Annotated in this window: 19 protein-coding genes; 13 read left to right on the plus strand and 6 right to left on the minus strand. The window is 41.5% G+C overall.

All coding sequences use genetic code 11. The annotated features are described in order from the left end of the window. Nucleotides 1-52: 52 nt before the first annotated feature. A complete protein-coding gene (gene lepA, locus EJ995_RS02575; protein WP_126445316.1) occupies nucleotides 53-1,852 on the plus strand; it encodes a translation elongation factor 4 in 1,800 nt (599 codons plus the stop codon). Between the two features lie 84 nt (nucleotides 1,853-1,936). On the opposite strand, the gene EJ995_RS02580 is transcribed toward lepA, so the two are convergent. Next, the gene (locus EJ995_RS02580) at nucleotides 1,937-3,790 is read right to left on the minus strand and encodes a cation:proton antiporter (RefSeq protein WP_126445318.1); all 1,854 of its coding nucleotides are present in this window, start codon (nucleotides 3,788-3,790) and stop codon (nucleotides 1,937-1,939) included. 120 nt (nucleotides 3,791-3,910) lie between these two features. Between EJ995_RS02580 and EJ995_RS02585 the strand changes: the two genes are divergently transcribed. The 6 genes from EJ995_RS02585 (at nucleotide 3,911) to EJ995_RS02610 (ending at nucleotide 10,486) form a co-directional block, all read left to right on the plus strand. Then, nucleotides 3,911-4,750, plus strand: a complete 840-nt coding sequence (locus EJ995_RS02585; protein WP_126445320.1) for a universal stress protein — start codon at nucleotides 3,911-3,913, stop codon at nucleotides 4,748-4,750. Further along, nucleotides 4,747-6,954: a SulP family inorganic anion transporter gene (locus tag EJ995_RS02590; RefSeq protein ID WP_126445322.1), complete on the plus strand. Its 2,208-nt coding sequence runs from the start codon at nucleotides 4,747-4,749 to the stop codon at nucleotides 6,952-6,954. Before EJ995_RS02585 ends, EJ995_RS02590 begins: the two co-directional genes overlap by 4 nt. 56 nt (nucleotides 6,955-7,010) lie before the next feature. Further along, nucleotides 7,011-7,457 carry a hypothetical protein gene (locus tag EJ995_RS02595; RefSeq protein WP_126445324.1) on the plus strand — a complete coding sequence of 149 codons (447 nt, stop codon included), beginning with the start codon at nucleotides 7,011-7,013 and terminating at the stop codon, nucleotides 7,455-7,457. Between the two features lie 72 nt (nucleotides 7,458-7,529). Continuing rightward, nucleotides 7,530-8,390 carry an MBL fold metallo-hydrolase gene (locus EJ995_RS02600; protein ID WP_126445326.1) on the plus strand — a complete coding sequence of 287 codons (861 nt, stop codon included), beginning with the start codon at nucleotides 7,530-7,532 and terminating at the stop codon, nucleotides 8,388-8,390. A gap of 10 nt (nucleotides 8,391-8,400) precedes the next feature. Beyond that, nucleotides 8,401-10,047, plus strand: a complete 1,647-nt coding sequence (locus tag EJ995_RS02605) for a S8 family serine peptidase (protein ID WP_126445328.1) — start codon at nucleotides 8,401-8,403, stop codon at nucleotides 10,045-10,047. A 238-nt stretch (nucleotides 10,048-10,285) separates the two neighbouring features. Continuing rightward, nucleotides 10,286-10,486, plus strand: a complete 201-nt coding sequence (locus EJ995_RS02610; protein ID WP_126445330.1) for a hypothetical protein — start codon at nucleotides 10,286-10,288, stop codon at nucleotides 10,484-10,486. On the opposite strand, the gene EJ995_RS02615 is transcribed toward EJ995_RS02610, so the two are convergent. Continuing rightward, nucleotides 10,466-11,056, minus strand: a complete 591-nt coding sequence (locus tag EJ995_RS02615; protein WP_126445332.1) for a riboflavin synthase — start codon at nucleotides 11,054-11,056, stop codon at nucleotides 10,466-10,468. The two genes, EJ995_RS02610 and EJ995_RS02615, sit on opposite strands and share 21 nt — an antisense overlap. Before the next feature lie 59 nt (nucleotides 11,057-11,115). Here EJ995_RS02615 and pdxA point away from each other — a divergent pair, with 59 nt between their 5' ends. The 6 genes from pdxA to accC all read left to right on the plus strand — a co-directional run bounded on the left by pdxA (nucleotide 11,116) and on the right by accC (nucleotide 16,051). Continuing rightward, entirely contained in the window at nucleotides 11,116-12,165 is a 1,050-nt protein-coding gene (gene pdxA, locus EJ995_RS02620; RefSeq protein ID WP_126445334.1) for a 4-hydroxythreonine-4-phosphate dehydrogenase PdxA, read from the plus strand. Between the two features lie 62 nt (nucleotides 12,166-12,227). Next, nucleotides 12,228-12,764 (plus strand): YceD family protein, encoded by a 537-nt coding sequence (locus EJ995_RS02625; protein ID WP_126445336.1) that lies wholly within the window; start codon nucleotides 12,228-12,230, stop codon nucleotides 12,762-12,764. Nucleotides 12,765-12,769: 5 nt separating this feature from the next. Further along, nucleotides 12,770-12,967 carry a 50S ribosomal protein L32 gene (rpmF, locus tag EJ995_RS02630; RefSeq protein WP_126445338.1) on the plus strand — a complete coding sequence of 66 codons (198 nt, stop codon included), beginning with the start codon at nucleotides 12,770-12,772 and terminating at the stop codon, nucleotides 12,965-12,967. Nucleotides 12,968-13,108: 141 nt separating this feature from the next. After that, on the plus strand, nucleotides 13,109-14,107 hold the full coding sequence (locus EJ995_RS02635) for a beta-ketoacyl-ACP synthase III (protein ID WP_126445340.1): 999 nt from the start codon (nucleotides 13,109-13,111) through the stop codon (nucleotides 14,105-14,107). A gap of 15 nt (nucleotides 14,108-14,122) precedes the next feature. Further along, nucleotides 14,123-14,608 carry an acetyl-CoA carboxylase biotin carboxyl carrier protein gene (gene accB / locus EJ995_RS02640; protein ID WP_126445342.1) on the plus strand — a complete coding sequence of 162 codons (486 nt, stop codon included), beginning with the start codon at nucleotides 14,123-14,125 and terminating at the stop codon, nucleotides 14,606-14,608. Between the two features lie 93 nt (nucleotides 14,609-14,701). After that, the gene (gene accC, locus EJ995_RS02645) at nucleotides 14,702-16,051 is read left to right on the plus strand and encodes an acetyl-CoA carboxylase biotin carboxylase subunit (protein ID WP_126445344.1); all 1,350 of its coding nucleotides are present in this window, start codon (nucleotides 14,702-14,704) and stop codon (nucleotides 16,049-16,051) included. 76 nt (nucleotides 16,052-16,127) lie between these two features. Here the strand turns inward: accC and EJ995_RS02650 are convergent, their stop codons facing one another. The 4 genes from EJ995_RS02650 to EJ995_RS02665 all read right to left on the minus strand — a co-directional run bounded on the left by EJ995_RS02650 (nucleotide 16,128) and on the right by EJ995_RS02665 (nucleotide 22,265). Further along, nucleotides 16,128-16,742 (minus strand): tetratricopeptide repeat protein, encoded by a 615-nt coding sequence (locus tag EJ995_RS02650; protein WP_126445346.1) that lies wholly within the window; start codon nucleotides 16,740-16,742, stop codon nucleotides 16,128-16,130. Between the two features lie 99 nt (nucleotides 16,743-16,841). Next, complete coding sequence (locus EJ995_RS02655) at nucleotides 16,842-18,983, minus strand: TonB-dependent receptor (RefSeq protein ID WP_126445348.1); 2,142 nt, start codon at nucleotides 18,981-18,983, stop codon at nucleotides 16,842-16,844. 98 nt (nucleotides 18,984-19,081) lie between these two features. After that, nucleotides 19,082-20,032, minus strand: coding sequence for an ABC transporter ATP-binding protein (locus EJ995_RS02660; RefSeq protein ID WP_126445350.1), 951 nt, complete (start codon nucleotides 20,030-20,032; stop codon nucleotides 19,082-19,084). A 79-nt stretch (nucleotides 20,033-20,111) separates the two neighbouring features. Then, the gene (locus tag EJ995_RS02665; protein ID WP_126445352.1) at nucleotides 20,112-22,265 is read right to left on the minus strand and encodes a prolyl oligopeptidase family serine peptidase; all 2,154 of its coding nucleotides are present in this window, start codon (nucleotides 22,263-22,265) and stop codon (nucleotides 20,112-20,114) included.

Consider the following 22,265-nt stretch of genomic DNA (forward strand, 5'->3'; position numbering starts at 1 on the left):
CACTTTAACTCGCGGTTGTAATTAGATTATATTTGTACCCGATTAAGATTCTATGAAAAACATACGCAACTTTTGTATCATCGCTCACATTGACCACGGTAAAAGCACGCTGGCAGACAGGCTGCTAGATGCCACACAAACCGTGACAAAACGTGAGTCCAAGGCACAATTGCTAGACAACATGGACCTAGAGCGCGAGCGTGGTATCACGATCAAATCGCATGCGATCCAGATGGACTATGTTGCGCCAGATGGTGAGAAGTATATATTGAACTTAATCGATACACCAGGTCACGTAGATTTCTCTTATGAAGTCTCGAGATCTATTGCGGCTTGTGAAGGCGCGTTGCTCATAGTGGATGCGGCACAAAGTATCCAGGCGCAAACTATTTCAAACCTTTACCTAGCACTGGAAAATGATCTTGAGATCATACCAGTACTCAACAAAGTAGATTTACCTAGTGCAAATGTTGAAGAAGTAACTGATGATATCGTTGACCTGTTAGGCTGTGATCCTAGTGAGGTAATTCCTGCCAGTGCTAAAACTGGTTTAGGAATTCAGGATATTCTAGACGCGATTATCGAGCGTGTACCTGCGCCTAAGGGTAATCCAGACGAGCCATTGCAGGCACTGGTTTTTGACTCGCAGTACAACCAGTTCCGTGGTGTGGAGACGATTTTTAGGGTGATCAATGGCTCTATTAAGAAAGGGCAGCATATCAAATTTGTCGCTACTGGTGAGAGTTATTATGCAGATGAGATAGGAACGTTGAAGCTTAATCAAGTTCCCAAAAAAGAAATTACTGCTGGCGATGTAGGATACCTTATTACAGGTATCAAAGAGGCCAAAGAGGTAAAAGTAGGTGACACGATCACAGATCATGAAAACCCAACTACCAATCCCATTGAAGGTTTTGAAGATGTGAAACCTATGGTTTTTGCAGGAATATATCCTGTAGATACTGAGGATTATGAGGACCTGCGATCCAGTATGGAAAAATTACAGCTCAATGATGCATCGCTGGTTTTTCAAGCAGAAAGTAGTGCGGCGCTGGGATTTGGTTTCCGTTGTGGATTCCTAGGCATGTTGCACCTTGAAATTATCCAAGAAAGACTGGAGCGTGAGTTTGACATGACGGTCATCACTACCGTACCTAACGTGTCCTATCATGCATTCACAAATAAAAATCCAGATGAGATTATTATTGTCAATAATCCATCTGACATGCCAGAGCCGTCAACGCTCAATAGGGTAGAAGAGCCTTACATCAAGGCCACAATCATTACAAAGTCTGACTTTGTAGGTAATGTAATGTCCCTATGTATCGAGAAGCGTGGTATCGTGACTAATCAAACTTACTTGACTACAGAGCGTGTTGAGTTGACCTTCGACATGCCATTGGCCGAAATTGTTTTTGACTTCTATGATAGATTGAAAACGGTTTCTAAAGGTTACGCTTCATTTGACTATGCACCAATTGGAATGCGCGCGTCAAAACTGGTACGTGTTGATATTCTTTTAAATGCGCAAACGGTAGATGCCTTGAGTGCCTTGATACACTTTGACAATGCTTATACCATAGGTAAGAAAATGGTAGAAAAGCTGCGCGAGTTGATACCACGCCAGCAGTTTGATATTCCTGTACAAGCAGCCATCGGTGCAAAGATTATTGCTCGTGAAACGATCAAGGCCTTGCGTAAAGACGTTACAGCAAAATGTTACGGTGGTGATATTTCCCGTAAACGTAAGCTCCTAGAAAAGCAGAAGAAAGGTAAGAAGCGCATGCGCCAGGTAGGTAATGTCGAGATACCGCAGCAGGCATTTATGGCCGTGTTGAAGTTGAACGATTAACGAGAAAAGTCTTTAAATGTAAAAACGTCCTTATCATATCGATAAGGACGTTTTTATTTGAAGTTCCAAAATTTAGTGAAGAACTTACTCAACATCTTCCATGACCACTTCACCACTTGCTTGCTCTACGATCTTTTTACCCATGTAAACCAGCATGTCGCCTTCTTCAACCTCTTGGTCAATCGCGTTTGACGGAATTAAATCAATCTGCTTGCCACTTCTTATAAACAATGGGACTATATCAGCATCAGTTTTGGTGATTTCAATCAACCCTTGAAAGTGCTGTTTTGAAGTAAGTTCTATCTCATGAATATCGCCGTGGTGACGCGCTACTTCCATCAGGTTTACATAGTCGTCTGTAGCAGAGAACAATCCTGACTCTGGATTTTGATTGGGATTGCTTATTTCACTACTGTGTACAATTCTAAAGGCGCCATTTTCTCCATACATTTTTCCAAAACGATCTATCGCATAATCATTGATTTGCGAGTTACCTGTCATAGCTAGTAAAAAGCCAATGTTGTTGAATTCAATGTCATCAGTCAGCGCATCGCTGTAGATATCGGCAACTTTAGCATCTAGTCCTTGTTCTTTAGCAACACGTATATTGTTTTTATTCGTGTCAATAAGAACGACGCTACGCCCGTGATCCTTTAAATATTTGCCTACTAGGCGAGAGAATTTTGAGGCGCCTACAATCATGATGCCTTCACTTTGTTTGAGGAATACGCCAACTATTTTAGCAAACATTCTTGCGGTAGTGGCATTAAGTAATACGGTTCCTGCAACAATCATGAACACAAGTGGCGTTATATATTCTGCACCTTCAATACCTTGATTGACCAGCTTCGTACCAAAAAGAGAAGCAATACCGGCAGCAACAATACCGCGAGGTCCAACCCATGAGATGAATAGTTTCTCATTGAGCTGCAATCCACTTTTATAAGAACTGGCAAAAACACCCAGCGGCCTTAAGATAAAGACCACAATAGCAAACAATGCAGCCGTTTTCCAACTGTAGATCAAGTAGAGATCTTCCATATTGATATTAGCAGCTAGTAGTATAAATAGAATCGAGATCAACAAAACACTTAAGGATTCTTTGAAATAAAGAAGATCCTTGATATTAGGCAGGTTGATATTTCCTAGAACCATTCCCATGACTACCACGGCAAGCAGTCCAGATTCATGAGCAAAAACATCACTTAACACAAAAACGCCAAGTACTGCAGCCAGTGTAAATACATTCAATAAATAATGCGGTATGATCTTACGCTTGATAGCAAATGCCAGTGCGTGTGCAAACGAGAATCCAAAAGTAAACCCGAACAATACAATCTTTCCAAACTCCTCTAGCGCCACTAATGTAAACTCACCACCAGCACCAGCGCTAATAAATTCAAAAACTAGTACGGCAAATAAAGCACCAATTGGATCAATCAGGATGCCTTCCCATTTAAGTATGGAGCTCACATCCTTTTTAAGCGGGATATTCCGAAGGATAGGTGTGATTACAGTAGGTCCAGTCACGATAATAAGTGCAGAAAAAAGCAGTGCAATCTTCCAGGTAAAGTCAAAAATGTAGTGCGCAGCAATACCACCACCAATAAAGGTAATAATCACAGCAACTGATATAAGCTTACCAATTACAGGACCTGTATTGAGGATCTCAATACGTTTCAACGTCAATCCACCTTCAAAAAGAATCACACTTATCGCTAGTGAGACAAAATAGAATAAGCTATCGTCAGGAAACAGGCCTTTCTCACCATTATAAATAGGCTGAATCAACTTAGTGGCATCTTCAGTATATAAAGTTGCAAGTGGTCCAACTAGTAAGCCTATAAGTATCAACGGTAAAATGGCTGGTATCTTGAAGCGCCACGCCATCCATTGAGCTAGTATTCCTAAAATTATAATTCCTGCTAGTTCAAGCATTTAAGTATGTATTTAGATTGAAAATTACAACTTTCTATGAAGCTGTTGGTGATTACGCTTTCGCGAAAGCGCAATAAACACACATTAAACCATATATTTAGCCCTTTAACAAAATTTTTAGTGCACCATAACCCTTACCAGACGCTAGGAATAGGCGTCGCTTTCTCACCTAATTTACAGGCCAATTTGAGTGAGGCAACACGCCTCGCAAAAATGCTTGAAACCCGATTGATATTGATTCATGTAGGTGAACAAAACCACGATAAGGAGAAACAAATCAAGGAATTATTGCCAGCTGATTCTAATGACTATCAATTGGTTTTTAAACCTGGTAATCCGGTTGAATCAATAGTAGCTGCGGTAGATGAGTATGATATCGACTTGCTTATTCTGGGTGCAGTAAAAGAGGAAAAGTTCGTTAGGTATTATCTAGGCTCTATTGCCCGTAAAATTACACGCAAGGCTTCCTGCAGCGTTTTACTACTTACAAATCCAAGTGTAGAGCGATTTGCCTGTGCGCATATTGTAGTCAATGGTTTAGAAGATGAGCATACGGCACAGACAATTCAAACGGCTTTTCATGTTGCTCACAAATTAAAAACACCGCGCATCACTATTGTAGAAGAGATAAATAAAGAACGGGTCAATATCAAGATTGATGACGATCAAAGTTTGCAGCGAGCTAATGAGCTCAAGGATAAACTGCGCCGCGAGGAAGATGAGCGTGTTCAAAAAATTCTTGAAACCATACCACAGGCTAATCGTGAAGGGATCAAGGTCGCGACACAACCTATTTTTGGCACACGTGGTTACTCCATAGGTCACTATGCTCAAATTAAAAGAGCAGATTTGCTGGTGATGAACGCGCCTAAAAGATCTAAAGCAATCGATCGCATGTTCCCACACGATATGGAGTACATACTCAATGAACTACCTACTGATGTCCTGATTGTACGATGAGCGAGAAATTAAAAAGTAACGACTCATTCTTCAAGAGTCTACCACGCAATATTTTTAGTGGATTTGTGGTAAGTCTTATCGCATTGCCGTTAGGTCTAGGTCTGGCCATGGCAAGTGAGGCTCCACCTATTGCTGGAGTGATCGCCGCGGTCATTGGTGGATTAGTGGTTTCCATACTAGGTGGTAGTCATGTAACTATCGCTGGCCCAGGTAACGGCCTAGTAGGTGTTCTTCTTGTGGCGATTGCTACGTTGGGACTTGAGGCTACTTATGCTGCCATCATATGTTCTGGAGTGTTACTTGCCTTATTAGGATTTTTGAGATTAGGCATACTAGCAGACTTCTTTCCTTCTAGTGCGATAAAAGGAATGCTTGCAGCCATAGGTCTCATAATACTAGGCAAGCAATTTCATATCATGTTGGGCAATCGATTGAGTCTTGATGGTAGTATTGAGTATTTAATTGCCATCCCACAAACCATTATTGGTATAGTCAGCTATCAAAATACCGGGTTGCTGTATGCAGCAGGCGCAGGAATTCTTGCGCTGGCAATCATGGTAATTTATCCTAAGATCCATAATAAATACTTTCACCTTGTTCCTGCACCTATGTGGATAGTTTTGATTTCCATAGGTTTCAGTTATTGGTATGAGTTAGTTCTTAAAGCACCTAATCCTATTAATGCAGATTATATGCTGTCAGGTATACCATCAGGTGCTAAAATCATTGAACAATTACCAACGCCTGACTTCAACTTTGTAACAACTACAGGTTTCTGGAGTAGCGTGGTTGCCATTACCTTGATTGCAAGTATTGAATCGTTGTTGAGTATCAAAGCAGTCGATCAGCTAGATCCAGAAAAACGTAGATCTAATGTCAATAAAGATCTTAAAGCTTTGGGACTAGCTACTATTGGTAGCGGTTTTTTAGGAGGTTTGAATGTCGTGACGGTTATTGCACGCAGTTCTGTCAACGTGAATAATGGTGGTACTAATCGATCTTCAAATTTTGCTCATGCTTTTTTCTTGGTGATTTTTATCGTGTTGTTCAGCACGCAATTGACACGAATTCCTTTACCAGCTTTAATGGCAATATTGGTTTATACAGGATATAAATTGGCGTCACCTATGCGGCTCTTAAAGATTTTTAGGATAGGTAAGGAGCAAGCCGTCATTTTCTTGACTACACTTGCTGTAACCCTGCTGGTAGGACTTATATCAGGAATTTTAGCTGGTGTCGCGATGACCTTTATTACACATCTATTTGTGACGCGCAATCCAGAGTTGTTTTTTAAGAACTTGCGAAAACCTAACGTGCTGATGTTTAGAGAATCGACCGGTAAACAGCAGTACTATATCAACGTCAAGCACTTTTGCACATTTCTCAACTTTTACAAACTCAAGGAAAAGCTCAATCAGATTCCTGAAAACGAGATTGTAGTCATTGATTTCTCCTTATGCGATTTTGTGGACCACACCGCTATGAGCAATTTGAGTGACTATCAAGAGGTGTTTCACAAGCGCGATGGTCATCTAGAAATAATAGGTCTAGATCAACATAATGCAGACACGCAACATCCATTTGCGCTGCGTCATTTATTACCAGGCATTAAACTGTTCACAACAAATTTTACTAGAAGGCAAAAGACATTACAGCAAATTGCTGCCGACTATCACCTACAATATGATGCTGGTAGTAAGCGTGATACTTATGTGTTAGAAGGTTTTCGCTTTTTTGCTACAAAGCATGTTGAGCATATTTACAACAGGCTTTTTGATAAGGAACATCGCTTTACGGTATTTGACATCGCCTATTCTGAAGGTGCGCTGATTACCAAAGAAGAAGTACGCACCACCATGCTGCACATTGAACTGGATCAAACCATTCCAGAATTTACACTTGACCGTGATGGGTTTCTGGCAAAACTCTATGCTATTTCAGGATTCAAGGACATTGCTATAGAACGCCATCCAGAGTTCACCAGCCGCTTTTACTTATTAGGTCAAGACGATCACGAGATCAAGACATTTTTTAAAGATGAGTTGGTGCTGTTCTTTGAAAGCAACCCATACTATCATGTAGAATCTCATGCAAACGGCCTACTTATTTTTCACAACGAGCGTACTGCTGGTGTTAGAGAAGTGAGAGCGTTGATTGATTTTGGTAAACGCCTCAGCGTGGTGCTGGACAATATACCCTTGTAAGGGTATTTCATGTTCTAGAATAATAATCTAGGTTTAGCCTTCAACATTATCATTTCATGAAACATCTCCTATTCCTCTCGTTTGCCATAATGCTGCTATCGATCTCAACCTGTAATGGGCAAAAAATCACCGGCATCAAATATTCATTGTTTGAAAAGCACCCTGATAATTATTGGCTCAAGATAACGCCCAACATGTTTGACGGTAATATTGCAGAGACCACAAAAACCTCAGGCATCTATGCCGTAATGATATGCTATACCTATAATGGTAAAGAAAAGTCTGTATATCAAGACGTGACCTCAAAGTTTGTGGCTGGAGAGGATTATACCTTTTCATTTTCATATGGCAGCGCAAGCCTTGATAAACTCAAGGTAAATAACATCACATTCTTCAGGCGAGATATGGATCGCAGCACCTATCCAGATAAGGATAATTGCCACGACAATGTTGCCTTATCAGGCGCTAATAGCTACAACGTGAGCATGCTGTACAATCGTTAGACCCTTAAACAAAACACAATATTAGCCAGCACATATCGCGCGTCCTGACCATTTTTGTATTTTGCCTATTGTATGAAAATCCATCCAGTAGAGGCAGGTAATTTTAAATTAGACGGCGGCGCTATGTTTGGAGTCGTGCCTAAAAGTTTGTGGCAACGCACTAATCCTGCAGACGCTAACAACATGATTGACATGGCGGCTCGATGCCTGCTTATCGAGAATGGCGATCGATTGACGCTCATAGACACTGGAATGGGAGATAAGCAGTCAGAGAAGTTTTTTGGCTACTACTACATGGATCACAAATTCAATCTTGATAGCTCACTTAAAAGTCTAGGTTTTTCACGAGATGACATTACAGATGTGTTCTTGACCCACTTGCATTTTGACCATTGTGGTGGCGTGATACAACAATCTAGTAAAGGTGATTTTTATGAGCCCGCTTTCGCGAAAGCTAACTTCTACACCAACTCCAGTCACTGGAAATGGGCCACAGAACCCAACGACAGAGAGAAAGCCAGCTTTTTAAGTGAGAACATACTACCTATCCAAGAAAGCGGACAGTTAAAATACATTGAGCAGTCCAGCACATTTGAGACCGCCCTAGAAATGGATTTTGATATCCTATTTGTCGATGGTCACACAGAAAAGATGATGATACCACATATAAAGGTAGGCGATAAGACCTTCGTTTATATGGCAGACTTGTTGCCTACGGCCGGTCACGTGCCGTTACCTTATGTTATGGGTTATGATACGCGGCCATTGCTAACACTAGACGAGAAACAAAAATTTCTTGAGAAAGCAGCACGAGAAAATTACTACCTGATCCTAGAGCACGACCCTCACCATGAGATCATCACGGTTAAACAAACAGATCGCGGCGTGCGTCACGACCAGACCTATACATTTAAAGACTTATTAAACTATTAAATTAAAAATCATGAACAATCCTATATTAAAATACGGCTTTATGAGTATCGCGGCAGCGACAATACTTACTGGCTGTGGTAGTGGTAACAATCTCACAATTGTCTCGCCACCTATTGAAAATATCGATCAACAACCACTCAAAGCATCAGAACTCAATGAGTTTGAGGCGCAAAACTGGAAAGATCTTGACTTGGGTCAGGACACGATCCCAGGAATGTCGGTTAATAAAGCTTATTCCCAAATATTAACCATGACTAAAAATGGTCAACAAGTAGTGCGCAAAGGCGAGCCAGTTATTGTTGCTGTAATAGACAGCGGTGTTGACACAGAGCATGAAGATCTGGATGGAGTGTTATGGGTAAATGAAGACGAGATTCCAGGAAATGGTATTGATGATGATAAAAACGGTTACATTGACGATGTACATGGCTGGAATTTTCTAGGCGATATCATTGAGGAAAACCTAGAATATGAACGAATTGTACGAGACGCTGATAAGCTACCAGCTGATATCGTTGCAAAAGCCCGTAAAGAATACAACGAGAAGCTCTCACAAGCTACAGAGCAAAAAGCATTTTTAGAACAGCAACTACAAGCTGTTAAAGAGGCTCAACAAACCCTTCAACAAGCAACGGGTAAGAATGAGTTTACTATAGAAGATGTCAACAAAATTGAAGCTAATAATGAAAATTTGAATCGGGCAAAACTTATAGGTCAACAAGTGATCAACAACTATGAGAGCTTTGAAAACATTCTTGAATTAATCAATAACGATCTTAACGAGACAATTGCTTTATTGAATGGAGAGAAGCTCAAGACTAACTACCGTATGGACATCTTAGGTGATGATCCATATGTATGGGATACTGGCATCTATGGAAACAATGAATATTCAGGACCAGACCCAGAGAAAGCAGATGCTTTTCATGGTACTCACGTGGCAGGTATCATCGCTGCAGAGCGTGACAACGGTAAAGGAGTTAATGGTGTGGCAAACAATGCGCGCATTATGGTATTGAGAGCAGTTTCTCAAGCAGATGAATATGATAAGGACGTAGCAAAAGCTATACGCTATGCAGCAGATAACGGTGCCAAGGTAATTAACACAAGCTTTGGTAAATACCACTCGCCTAATCCAGAATGGGTTTGGGAAGCAATTGAGTATGCAGCTAGTAAGGATGTATTAATTGTAAATGCTGCTGGTAATGAAGGTATCGATACTGATGTTACACAAGTATATCCACAAGATCAAGAAGGTGCTGGAGAAGAAATCAGCGATAATTTCTTGACAGTAGGCGCTTTAAATTATAGATATGGGCCTAACGTGGTGGCTAATTTCTCAAACTATGGTGGTAGATCTGTGGACGTATTTGCACCAGGTGTAGCAGTTTACTCAACCGCGCCTAATAATAAATATCGTAACGCAGGTGGAACCAGCATGGCATCGCCAGCAGTCGCTGGAGTTGCTGCAGTATTAAGATCACAGTTTCCTAAGTTAACTGCTGCTCAAACAAAGCAAATTATAATGGATAGTGGATTAACATTGCCAATTGATGTCGTTCTGGGTGATGATACTACACAAGCATTTACAGACATTACAGTTTCTGGAAAAATGGCTAATCTATATAACGCACTGATTCTCGCTTCCAAGATTTAAGATATATTTAATATTTGTAGGAAAACCTCAACCTATTGTTGAGGTTTTTTTATTGTTTTACGTTGACAACATTTGTAGCTTTGCCACGTTAGACACTTGATAAGCTGTGAATAACTTGAATGAACTTTAGTTAATACTATCGATGAAACACCTGGATTTTGGTTATTTGAAACCAAGCCGAGTGTTTTGACGTAAAAAGTTATAGAAAACCCTACTTTCGCATTTAGTTTACTTATACATGAAGCGTGAATTTATCTTACTGTGCATTTCCCTGATGCAAGAAACTAGTGGACCGCCGCCGCCTATGTCGCCTGCGCCACCTGTTGGTAATCAAGTTCCATTGGATTCTGGTATTGCTATACTATTGGTAGCAGCAATCTTATTAGGTATAGGATATGTTTGGTACGTTCAAGTTTCTTCAAGATCTCAAGTCAAGTAAACGACTTACATATTTCCCTATTACATCAAATTCTAGATTGACCTCATCACCTTTTTTAAGTTGATGAAAGCTTGTATGCTCATAGGTATACGGTATGATGGCCACTGAAAACCCATCATTTTTGGAATCTACTACGGTCAAGCTTACACCATTTACACAAATGCTGCCTTTTTCAATGGTAACGTTGTTAGCCTTGCTATCATATTGAAAGGTAAACTTCCATGATCCGTTTTGATTTTCTATTTGTGTGCAGGTGGCAATTTGATCTACATGACCTTGAACAATATGACCATCGAGTCGAGCATTCATGAGCATGGCGCGTTCAATATTGACAACAGTACCTATCTTCCAGGAATTGAGATTGGTTTTTTCTAATGTTTCTCTTATAGCAGTAACAGTGTATTGATCGCCGTTGATTGCGACTACTGTCAAGCAAACGCCATTGTGTGCAATACTTTGATCAATTTTAAGTTCTGCTGTTAACGCAGTTTTTAAGGTATAGTGAATATTATCTAGATCAACTTTAATATCAACAATAGTAGCGGCAGTCTCTATGATTCCTGTAAACATAAGTGGTTTAAATCCGTTATTTTTATCCTTTCAAAAATACAGCGTAAAGCTTGTAAAATATGGCCAAAACAGACAATATAAAGGTAGGTATCTCCATAGGTGACCCAAATGGAATAGGTGGTGAAGTGATTATAAAGGCGTTTGAGGATCCGGCTATGCTTGAAATGTACACGCCAATTATATTTGGTAGCACGAGGCTATTTTCCCATGTTATAAAATCAATCGATTCTCAGGTCAAGATTCATGGTGTCAAAACGGTGGACGAGGCAATTCCTGGACGCATCAATGTGGTACGTCTTTTCAAGGAAGACTTTGCTATTGAATGGGGTACCGTCTCACCACAAGCTGGTAAAATGGCGGTTGAGAGTTTACAAGCAGCCGTAGCGGCTCTCAAGGAAGATCAAATAGATGTATTAGTAACAGCTCCAATAAATAAAGAGTCCATACAATCAGACGATTTTAAATTTCCTGGGCATACGGATTACCTCAATCAAGAGTTAGTAGGCGAGAGCCTCATGTTCATGGTTTCTGAAAATCTCAAGGTAGGTTTGCTTACGGACCACGTTCCCATCAGTGAGGTGAGCAACAGTATCACTCCAAAGCTTATTAAAACCAAGATAGGCACTATCAAAGAATCTCTTAAAAAGGATTTTGCTATCAACCGTCCAAAAATTGCCGTCTTAGGTATCAATCCGCATGTTGGTGATAATGGCGTGATAGGATCTGATGATCAAGACACATTGATTCCTGCATTGGAGGAACTGCGAGAAGATGGTAACATTATTTTTGGCCCTTATGCGGCAGATACTTTTTTTGGTAATCAAAATTTCAAAAACTTTGACGCCATTCTCGCTAGCTACCACGATCAAGGTTTAGCGCCATTCAAGACGATCAGTTTTGGTAGTGGCGTGAACTATACAGCAGGTTTGAGTCATGTGAGAACCAGCCCAGATCACGGGACAGGTTTTGACATCGCCGGTAAGAACCAGGCAAATCCTAGCTCAATGCGTGCAGCCATTCATACAGCCGTTGCCATCTATAACAATCGTAAATTATATGACGAGCTCACCGCAAACCCATTAAAAAATCAGTCGCGCAAACGCAGGTAATATTAACAATGCATTTTTAATAACTTTTATTATCTTTGCCCGCTCTTTGAAAGGAGAAGATTATGGAACTCAAGGCATTCAACATAGCCTTTGCTGGATTAAAGCAAGGCAAGCATGAATTTAAATTTGAGCTCGATAATACGTTTTTTGAAAATTATGGTTATGATGACTTTAATGCTGCAAGCGTTATTGTCGATGTAGTGTTAGATAAGCGTTCAACGCTCATGGATCTATCCTTAAATGGCTCAGGAACAGTCAATGTCAATTGTGACTTGACTAATGAACCGTTTGATATGCCGGTGGATTCACAAATGGATATTGTGATCAAATTTGGTGACAGGTTCAATGATGAGAACGAGGATTTGTTGATACTACCTCATGGAGAGTACGAGTTTAATGTAGCACAATACCTGTATGAATCAGTAGTGTTGAGCATACCATTTAAAAAAGTACATCCAGGCATAGAGGACGGCACGCTAGATTCAGATATTCTGGATCGACTTGAAGAACTCAAGCCTAGAGAAACCATAGATAAAGAAGACACGAGTACCGACCCTAGATGGGACGCATTAAAAAATTTAAAAACGGATAATAATTAATAGCCATGGCGCATCCTAAGAGAAAAATCTCCAAAACAAGAAGAGATAAAAGAAGAACTCACTACAAGGCAACAGTTCCTCAAATAGCAACTGACTCAACTACTGGTGAGGCTCACCTATACCATAGAGCACACTGGCATGAAGGTAAATTGTATTACCGTGGTAATGTTCTTATAGACAAGACTGAAACTGCCGAGGCTTAACCAAGCTTTCAGTTATTTCTAGAAAACAACCGTTTTCTTTATAAATCCTTAAAAATGACACGTTTTTGTTATAAATGTGTCATTTTTTGTTGTTTTTTAGTAGCTTTCAAGGCTGTAGTTATTTAACTAGAAAACCAAAGTATGAGTGATTTAAAAGCGGCGATCACAGCCGTAGGCGCATACCTTCCAGACTATCGATTGACCAACTCTATACTGGAGACCATGGTTGATACAAACGATGAATGGATTACTACACGCACGGGTATCAAAGAGCGCCGCATACTTAAAGACAAAGATAAAGGCTCGTCCTTTCTGGCGATCAAAGCAGCACAAGACCTTATCGATCACAACGATATAGATCCATTGTCCATAGATTTGGTTATTGTGGCAACAGCCACACCAGATATGCCAGTGGCATCTACAGCCGCATATGTCGCCACACAGATAGGAGCGACAAACGCTTTCTCCTATGATCTAATGGCTGCCTGTTCCAGCTTTTTATATGGTATGAGTAATGCAGCGGCCTATGTGCAATCAGGCCGTTATAAGAAAGTGTTGCTCATTGGTGCAGACAAGATGTCCAGCATCATCGATTATACAGATCGCGCTACGTGTATCATTTTTGGAGATGCAGGTGGCGCGGTTCTTTTTGAACCTAATAATGAAGGCCTAGGATTGCAGGATGAATTACTGCGTACAGATGGTAGCGGTCGCGACTTTTTACGCATAGAGGCTGGTGGCTCTATTTTGCCAGCATCACAGGAAACCGTTTTGAATAAGCAACATTTTGTCTATCAAGACGGCAAGAATGTTTTTAAGCATGCCGTGTCAAACATGGCAAGCTGTGCAGAAGAAATCGTGAAGCGCAATAATCTCACCACTCAAGATATCGACTGGCTCGTGCCACATCAAGCAAACAAACGAATCATCGATGCCACTGCAAATAGAGTCAACTTGCCACAAGAGCAAGTAATGGTGAACATACACAAGTATGGTAACACAACAAGTGCTACCTTACCATTGTGTCTTAAAGACTATGAGAGTCAACTTAAAAAAGGAGATAACCTAGTATTTGCCGCCTTTGGTGGTGGTTTCACTTGGGGTAGCATCCTTCTTAAATGGGCTTATAACAAGAACTAAACAATCATTAATTATATGGAAATCAAAGAAATTCAAAACCTGATCAAATTTGTAGCAAAGTCTGGCGCCAGCGAGGTAAAGCTAGAAATGGATGATTTCAAAATCACCATCAAGACTGGATCAGACGAGCCAGCGGTTACTTATGTACAGCAAGCAGCACCGCAACAGGCGATACAGGCGGCACCAGCTCAAGCCGCATCGGCACAGCCAGCGCAGGCACCAGCTCCAGCAGCAGCTGCTCCAGCGTCAAGTGAGGATAAGTACGTGACCATCAAGTCACCTATCATAGGTACCTTCTATAGAAAGCCATCACCAGACAAGCCAGTGTTTGCTGAGGTAGGCGACAGCATCAAGATAGGCGATACACTTTGTGTAATCGAAGCCATGAAATTATTCAACGAGATTGAGAGTGAAGTCTCTGGTACTATCGTTAAGGTATTGGCGGACGACAGCTCACCAGTTGAGTTTGATCAGCCATTATTTTTAGTAGATCCTTCCTAGTTTTCAAAAAATTAGCATAGAAGTAAAGGTTGTCGGGATTATGCTTTCGCGAAAGCGTAAACACAACCATCACATCCACTAAAAACGAACATTATGTTTAAAAAAATATTAATTGCAAACCGCGGTGAGATTGCTTTAAGAGTTATACGTACCTGTAAGGAAATGGGTATAAAAACTGTCGCAGTCTATTCTACGGCAGATGCTGAGAGCCTGCACGTAAAGTTTGCAGATGAGGCAGTATGTATAGGACCAGCTCCTAGCAACCAGTCCTACCTCAAGATGTCTAACATCATAAGTGCCGCAGAAATTACTAACGCAGACGCCATCCATCCAGGATACGGCTTCCTATCAGAAAATGCAGATTTTTCCCGTATTTGTCAAGAGCACAAGATCAAGTTTATTGGTGCCAGTCCAGATATGATCTCAAAAATGGGTGACAAGGCAACCGCCAAGGCTACCATGAAAGCTGCTGGTGTACCTTGTGTACCAGGATCAGAAGGAATTCTTGAAGATTTTGAGGATTGTAAGAAAACCGCGCTAGAAACTGGGTATCCTGTAATGCTTAAAGCTACCGCTGGTGGTGGTGGTAAAGGTATGCGCGCCGTATGGAAAGAAGAAGATCTTGAAAACGCGTGGAATAGTGCCCGTACAGAGTCTAAGGCCGCTTTTGGCAATGATGACATGTATATGGAAAAGCTTATTGAAGAGCCGCGTCACATTGAGATACAGGTAGTAGGCGATAGCTATGGTAAGGCGTGTCACCTGAGTGAACGCGACTGTAGTGTACAACGTCGCCACCAGAAGTTGACTGAAGAAGTGCCATCGCCATTCATGACAAAAGCACTGCGCAAGGAAATGGGTGAGGCGGCCGTAAAAGCTGCTGAGTTTATCTCTTATGAGGGCGCAGGAACGGTAGAGTTTTTAGTAGACAAGCACCGCAATTTCTACTTTATGGAGATGAATACCCGTATCCAGGTAGAGCACCCAATCACTGAACAGGTAATTGATTTTGATCTCATACGCGAGCAAATCCTTGTGGCATCAGGAGTTAAGATTTCTGGTAAGAACTACCAGCCAGCCTTGCACTCTATTGAGTGCCGTATCAATGCCGAGGATCCTTATAATGGCTTTAGACCATCGCCAGGTAAGATTACGGTATTGCATGCGCCAGGTGGCCATGGTGTGAGACTAGATACACACGTGTATGCTGGATATTCCATACCGCCTAACTATGATAGTATGATCGCAAAATTGATCACTACCGCAAGAACGCGTCAAGAGGCCATCGATAAGATGAAACGCGCACTCGATGAGTTTGTGATAGAAGGCGTCAAGACGACCATACCATTCCACAGGCAATTGATGGACGAGCCAGATTATGTTTCTGGTAATTACACGACTGCCTTTATGGATACTTTCAAAATGAAGCCTCTCGAGGATTAAGATTAAAGTAACTGAATATAGAAAGCCCTGCATAATTTATGCAGGGCTTTCGTTTTTAGTAAGGATAAGCATTCACCTACTTACAATCCTGTTGTGCCTTTAACGTACCTTCAAGACCCCATTGAGGTTCAAAACCGCTAGTTTTCTCTTGTTCAAATAACGCAACTGCTTTATCTAGATCGCTGCAGTATGGTGACACATCTTTATTGAAGTATCGCGCACTGCCCATCAACCACTGCGCACGATTACTTACCACGCGTGGGTTATCTGGTGCCATCGCATAGGCTTTCTCATATAATGCTGTAGTAGGTCCAGATAGTTTCATTCCATAGATGGAACCGTCATAGGTTATCCAGCAAGTGTTGAGCAGTCCTTGCAGTACCATGATCTCTGCATTTTTAGGAGATAAGGATTGCGCGATATCAATAAATTCTTGTGCTTTTTCCATGGTTGCCAGGGTTTGCTCTTTAGGGTATTGTCCCCAGGAACTATTGATGTTTGATAAGGCAGCATAGTAGGCTGGAATCCAGTTATCTTTTTCGGCTTTTGAGATGCGCTCAAATTGCTGCGCGGCTGCTTGTGGATTTTCGTGCATCTGCTCCAGGGCTTTGGTCATCGCTTTCTCATACGGCGACTGCGCTAGAGTGATTATGGATAATAGTAGAAATAGAGTGGTGGTAATTGCTTTCATGACTTAAGGTGTTTTGATTATTTGTTTTAAAAGTATTGGTGATTTCGCTTTCGCGGAAGCGTAACTATCCCAACTGTCGCATGGCACGACTCAATTGTATTATAGGTTATCCAACTGATTGTCAATTCCGCCTATAGTCCAGAAAAAGCCCACAAAAATGAATCGATCTGCAGCCTGACCTATGGTGCGACGATCAAATTGACCTTGAGCATCTGGCGTGCTGCTGTATTGATAGCCAAATACATTATCGCGCCCCAAAACATTACTTACCGATAAATAGAGGATTTTTTGATCGTCAATCAAATAAGCCCAATTAAAGTCAAGACTCTGGAAGGAAGTGGTCTGATCGTTGAGAAATCCTGATTCATTGGCATTAGTAAATGGCCTACCGCTGGCATAATTGTAAGTGAATCCCAATTGTGATTGTAAGTTATCAACCCAATACTTTGTAACGATGCTCAAATTATGATCTGTGGCAAAGGCTGGCGTGGCGCTTTCTGGGAAATTGCGATACAAACGCTGTGTGTCTAGGTAGGAATAACTTACCCAATATTCTAGATTCTTGATGGACTGCTCATCACGCCAGAAGAGATCCAGACCGGTCGCATAACCATCACCTGTATTAGTATAATTGGTGTCAAAACCAGGCATGGCATCATCAAAGGTTAATAGATTGTCGTATTGCTTGTAATAAGCTTCGGCACGCAACATTCTATTGTTCTTTTTGTGCAAGAAGTTGAGGATAAAATGTTGTGCGGTCTCTGTCTCTAACAATGGATCGTATTGTAATATGGCATTATCAACTTGCTGATTAAACACTCCATAGGCCGCCGATAGTTGCGTGCTATTGCTCAAGCTTACTGCAGCGCTCAATCGTGGCGATAATTCTACACTTTGTGTATTGTCGTAATAATCTGCGCGGCCACCTATTTTGAAGGCGAGATCTTTTGAGGCAAAAACCTCAGTCTCTGCATATATTCCTGTATTGTTCTGGGTGATATTTGTCTTGAAAGGCTCGTCTTGAAATCTCACTTTTTCTTGACTATCAATATAAAACTGCTCTGCGCCAAAGTGAATCTTAAAGTAATTACTGTACCTTTTTGATAATTTGAGTTTTGCATGCACAGCAGTCTCTGCATTGTCAACACTCGTTCTGGCTATATCGAGGTCTGTATGATCTTGTGATAGGCTGATACCTGTTTGTAGATCCCAACTTTCTGATAGCTCGCCGCTATAGTTGAGGTTGCCATAGTAATTGCGATTGCGTAAGCCAAAAAAGAAGCCATCTGCCACGTTAATATCTTCTTGATTCAAACTAAAATCACTGTATGAGAATGCTCCGTAAGCCTTAAACAATCCTTTACTCGTTTTATGTCTATAGACAGCCTCGCCGCTGGCACCTTGGTATGGATCGATGAATTGATTGTTTTGTGGTACTACCTCGTTATAAGGTGCGAGATTGATGTAAGTGGCGTTTACGCTCACACTGTTATCATCCCAAATCTCCGTATGGCCAGCACCTACACCAACGGTCATGAGCTGTATTTCCGTTTTTTCTTCCACAGGAAAATCGGTCGTATTGAGTAACAGCACAGATGATAGCGCGTCGCCATATTCTGCACTATAACCACCTGTGGAAAAGGTGATACCATCAAATAAAAACGGCGAGAATCTACCGCGTGTTGGGATATTTCCCGTAGTAGGCAAATAAGGGCTGAATACTCGATTACCATCCACAAAAATCTGTGTCTCATCTGCAGTACCACCACGCACAAACAACCTACCATCATCAGGATTTGCGGTTGTTCCAGGTAATGTTTGCAACGCGCCAATAAAATCGCCAGCGGCGCCTGCCGTTGTGACCACATCAAGTGGCTTTAGGGCATTTACCTTTGAATTATCACCAGCACTAAAGCTGCCGGCGCTCAATACAACCGTATTGAGCTCATTCATGCTTTCTCTCAATTTTATGTCGAGATTTTCAAGCGCTGCGATGTCACTTTCTTTTCTGTAGGGCTCAAAACCTATATAGCTGGCAACGAGTATAACAATACCAGATTCTTCACTGTTGAATTTGAAATTGCCATCAACATCTGTCATGGCGCCGTCATAGGTTCCTTCTAGATAAACGTTCACTCCAGGAATAGGTAATCCCGTTTGATCTGTAATGGTTCCAGAAATAGTTGTTTGTGCTGTGCAAATTGATACGACGAGAAGCAGAAGGTAAAGAAGCGTTTTCATGGTAAGCTAGATTGATAACACAAACATGCGACACGTTTGCTGTCTCAAAAACTAGAAGCTACCCAACTGTAATTACTTGTTGCTGAATTGGGAATATCTTACCTAATAGAGAGAAAGACGGTCTCGCCTGGCTTTAGGTAGGATCCATGATTTACCCATAGAACCTGATCTTTATCTTGACACTCAATCAAATAAAAACCACCCTTAAAATACGATTGTATCACTGTTGACTTATACCCTTTATTACTTATTTGCAGTCGATGTGGATAAAGTAAAAGCTCTTCTTGATTGCCAAAAATACCTGCAGGCACTACGGTTACATCATCAAATAATGAAGCTACATAAATAGTTTTTGGCTTTGAGTAGAGCGATTTTGTTTCTCTATGGTCGATGATGGCGCCTTGACGCATCACAATGGTCTCATCACTAAATGAAAGTACATCATTCTTATCGTGAGTAGCAATCAAGCAGCTGATCTTTTGTTCTTTCACATAGGCAAACAAGCGACGTCTCAACATGTTTTTCCTGAAATTGTCCACATGCGAGAATGGCTCGTCCAGTAGTAGTAATTTAGGTTCTTCAGCTAGTGCTTTGGCTATGGCGACTCGTTGTTTTTGTCCACCAGAGAGCGTTTTCACCTTGCGATCTACATAGGTTGACATCTCAACAACTTCGAGTAATTGCTTAATGCGATCTTCACGACCTTTCATTTGTATGGACAAATGCTCGCCTACATTTTCGGCAACGGTTGTAAATGGCATCAAATCAAATTCCTGTGGCACATATTTCATCATGGGATGACCAGGCACAAGGTGATGATCTGCACCCAGTAATTCTTCTCCTTTCCAGGTAATCGTACCGTGATCTGCTTGTTGCAGTCCATAAATAAGATCAAGCAGCGTACTCTTGCCACAACCACTTTCTCCCATGACGGCAGCAACGCGATCTGGCTCTAGAAGTAATGAAATATCACTAAGAGTTCTCGTGGTACTTCTGTCACTTCCTTCATCTCCAGCAAAGGAAAAACTTACATTATCTAATTGTAGCATGATGCAAAAGTAGGTGGTAGGCACAAAAAAACCGCTTGGGGTTGATCAAGCGGTTTATGATTATTACACACATGTGGTTTTACATGCTAGAAGCTGCTGGCAGTTCTTTATAACCCATATTATATAGGGCAAAGCTATAAATGTCTGACTGCAATTCAATGATCTTACTAGTAGGTGTTCCTGCACCATGACCAGCATCTGTCTCAATGCGTATGAGTGTTGGATTACTACCAGCTTGCTTGTCTTGAAGCTCTGCCGCAAACTTGAATGAGTGTGCTGGCACCACGCGATCATCATGGTCGCCAGTAGTCACCAGTGTAGCAGGATATCTAGTTCCTTCTTTTACATTGTGAAGCGGTGAATAGTTTTTGAGGTAATTGAACATCTCTGCATCATCCTCGGCAGTACCATAGTCGTATGCCCAGCCTGCGCCTGATGTGAACTTGTTGTAGCGCAACATATCCAGTACACCTACTTGAGGAATGGCTACGGCTGCAAGATCTGGTTGTTGAGTCATGGTAGCACCTACTAATAGGCCACCGTTGGAACCACCTTGAATAGCCAGTTTTTCAGTACTCGTGTAGTTTTCTTTCTTTAAGTATTCTGCAGCTGCAATGAAGTCGTCAAAGACGTTTTGCTTTTGCATTTTGGTTCCTGCATCGTGCCACTTCTTGCCGTACTCACCACCACCGCGCAAGTTTGCCACGGCATAGATACCACCTAATTCCATCCACGCGGCACGTGAAACGCTAAAGCCTGGGTTAAGCGAGATATTAAAACCACCGTATCCATATAGAATTGTCGGATTTGAACCGTCTAACTCAAGGCCCTTTTTATGCGAAATGATCATCGGTATTTTGGTACCATCTTTTGAGGTATAGAATACCTGCTTGCTTTCATAATTGCTAGGATCAAATTCTACCTGTGCAGTTTTGTACAGCGAAGAGGTTCCATTTTCAATGTCATATAAGTACGTGCTACCTGGCGTCACATAATTTGTAAAACTGTAGTATAAGGTCTCGTCATCTTCCTTAGCGCCAAAACCACCCACGTTACCTACTCCAGGAAGCTCAACCTCACGTACCAGGCTGCCATCATAGTTGTATTGTTCAATTTTTGAAACGGCATCTACCATGTATTCTGCAAAAATGTAGCCGCCACCAGTCGATGGAGAAAGCACATTTTCTTTCTCAGCAATGACATCTGTCCAGTTTGCTGGTGCTGGATTATCTAGATCCATGCTCACGATCCTGCGATTAGGTGCGTTATAATCAGTTACCAGCCAGAACTTTTTGCCTTCATTGTGAACCACACCTGTATTGGTGTCAAAATTGTCCAACACGGTAATCATTTTTTGATTGCCTTCAAGCGGCTTTACAAACATTTTACCACCGTTAGTCGCGGTACTTGCTGAAATGATGAGATACTTCTGGTCATCGGTCACGCCACCGCCTACATAGCGGTATTTCTGGTCTGTCTTGTTACCGAATACGACTGGATCTGCGCTTTGAGGCGTGTTTAATTTGTGGTAATACAAATTGTGTTGATCAGTCAATGCACTTAACTCACTACCATCTGGCTTATCATAACTAGAGTAGTAGAAGCCGTCGTTATTTCTCCATGAGATACCAGAAAATTTGACATCGACAATCGTATCGCCTATTTGCTCTTTACTCGCTGCATCCAGCACAATGATTTTGCGCCAGTCGCTACCACCTTCTGATATGGAGTAGGCTACTCGTGATCCATCCTTAGTGAAACTCATGCCACCTAGTGAGATCGTTCCATCTTCACTAAAGCTGTTTGGATCTAGAAAAACCTCAGCGGTATCAGGATCTGCATCTTTTTCATATCGGTACAGCACATATTGATTCTGCAACCCATCATTTTTATAGAAATAGGCATAGTCGCCTTCTATAAATGGTGCGCCTATTTTCTCATAGTTCCACAATTGGGTCATGCGTTCTTTGATATCATCACGATATTCAATCTGCCCAAGATATTCTTGAGTCAATTTATTTTGCTCCTTTACCCAAGAGCCAGTTTCCTCACTCCGATCGTCTTCTAGCCAGCGGTATGGATCTTTTACTTCGGTGCCAAAGTAGGTATCTGTCTGATCTACTTTTTTGGTTTCTGGGTAATTCAACGCCATCTCTGGTTCTTTTTCTTCCTCTTTACAGCTGCTGGCAATTGCTACAACAGCTAGACAAGCTATGGTTAGTTTAAGTTTCAT

The sequence above is a fragment of the Nonlabens ponticola genome (assembly GCF_003966335.1).
In the GTDB taxonomy this organism is placed as follows: domain Bacteria; phylum Bacteroidota; class Bacteroidia; order Flavobacteriales; family Flavobacteriaceae; genus Nonlabens; species Nonlabens ponticola.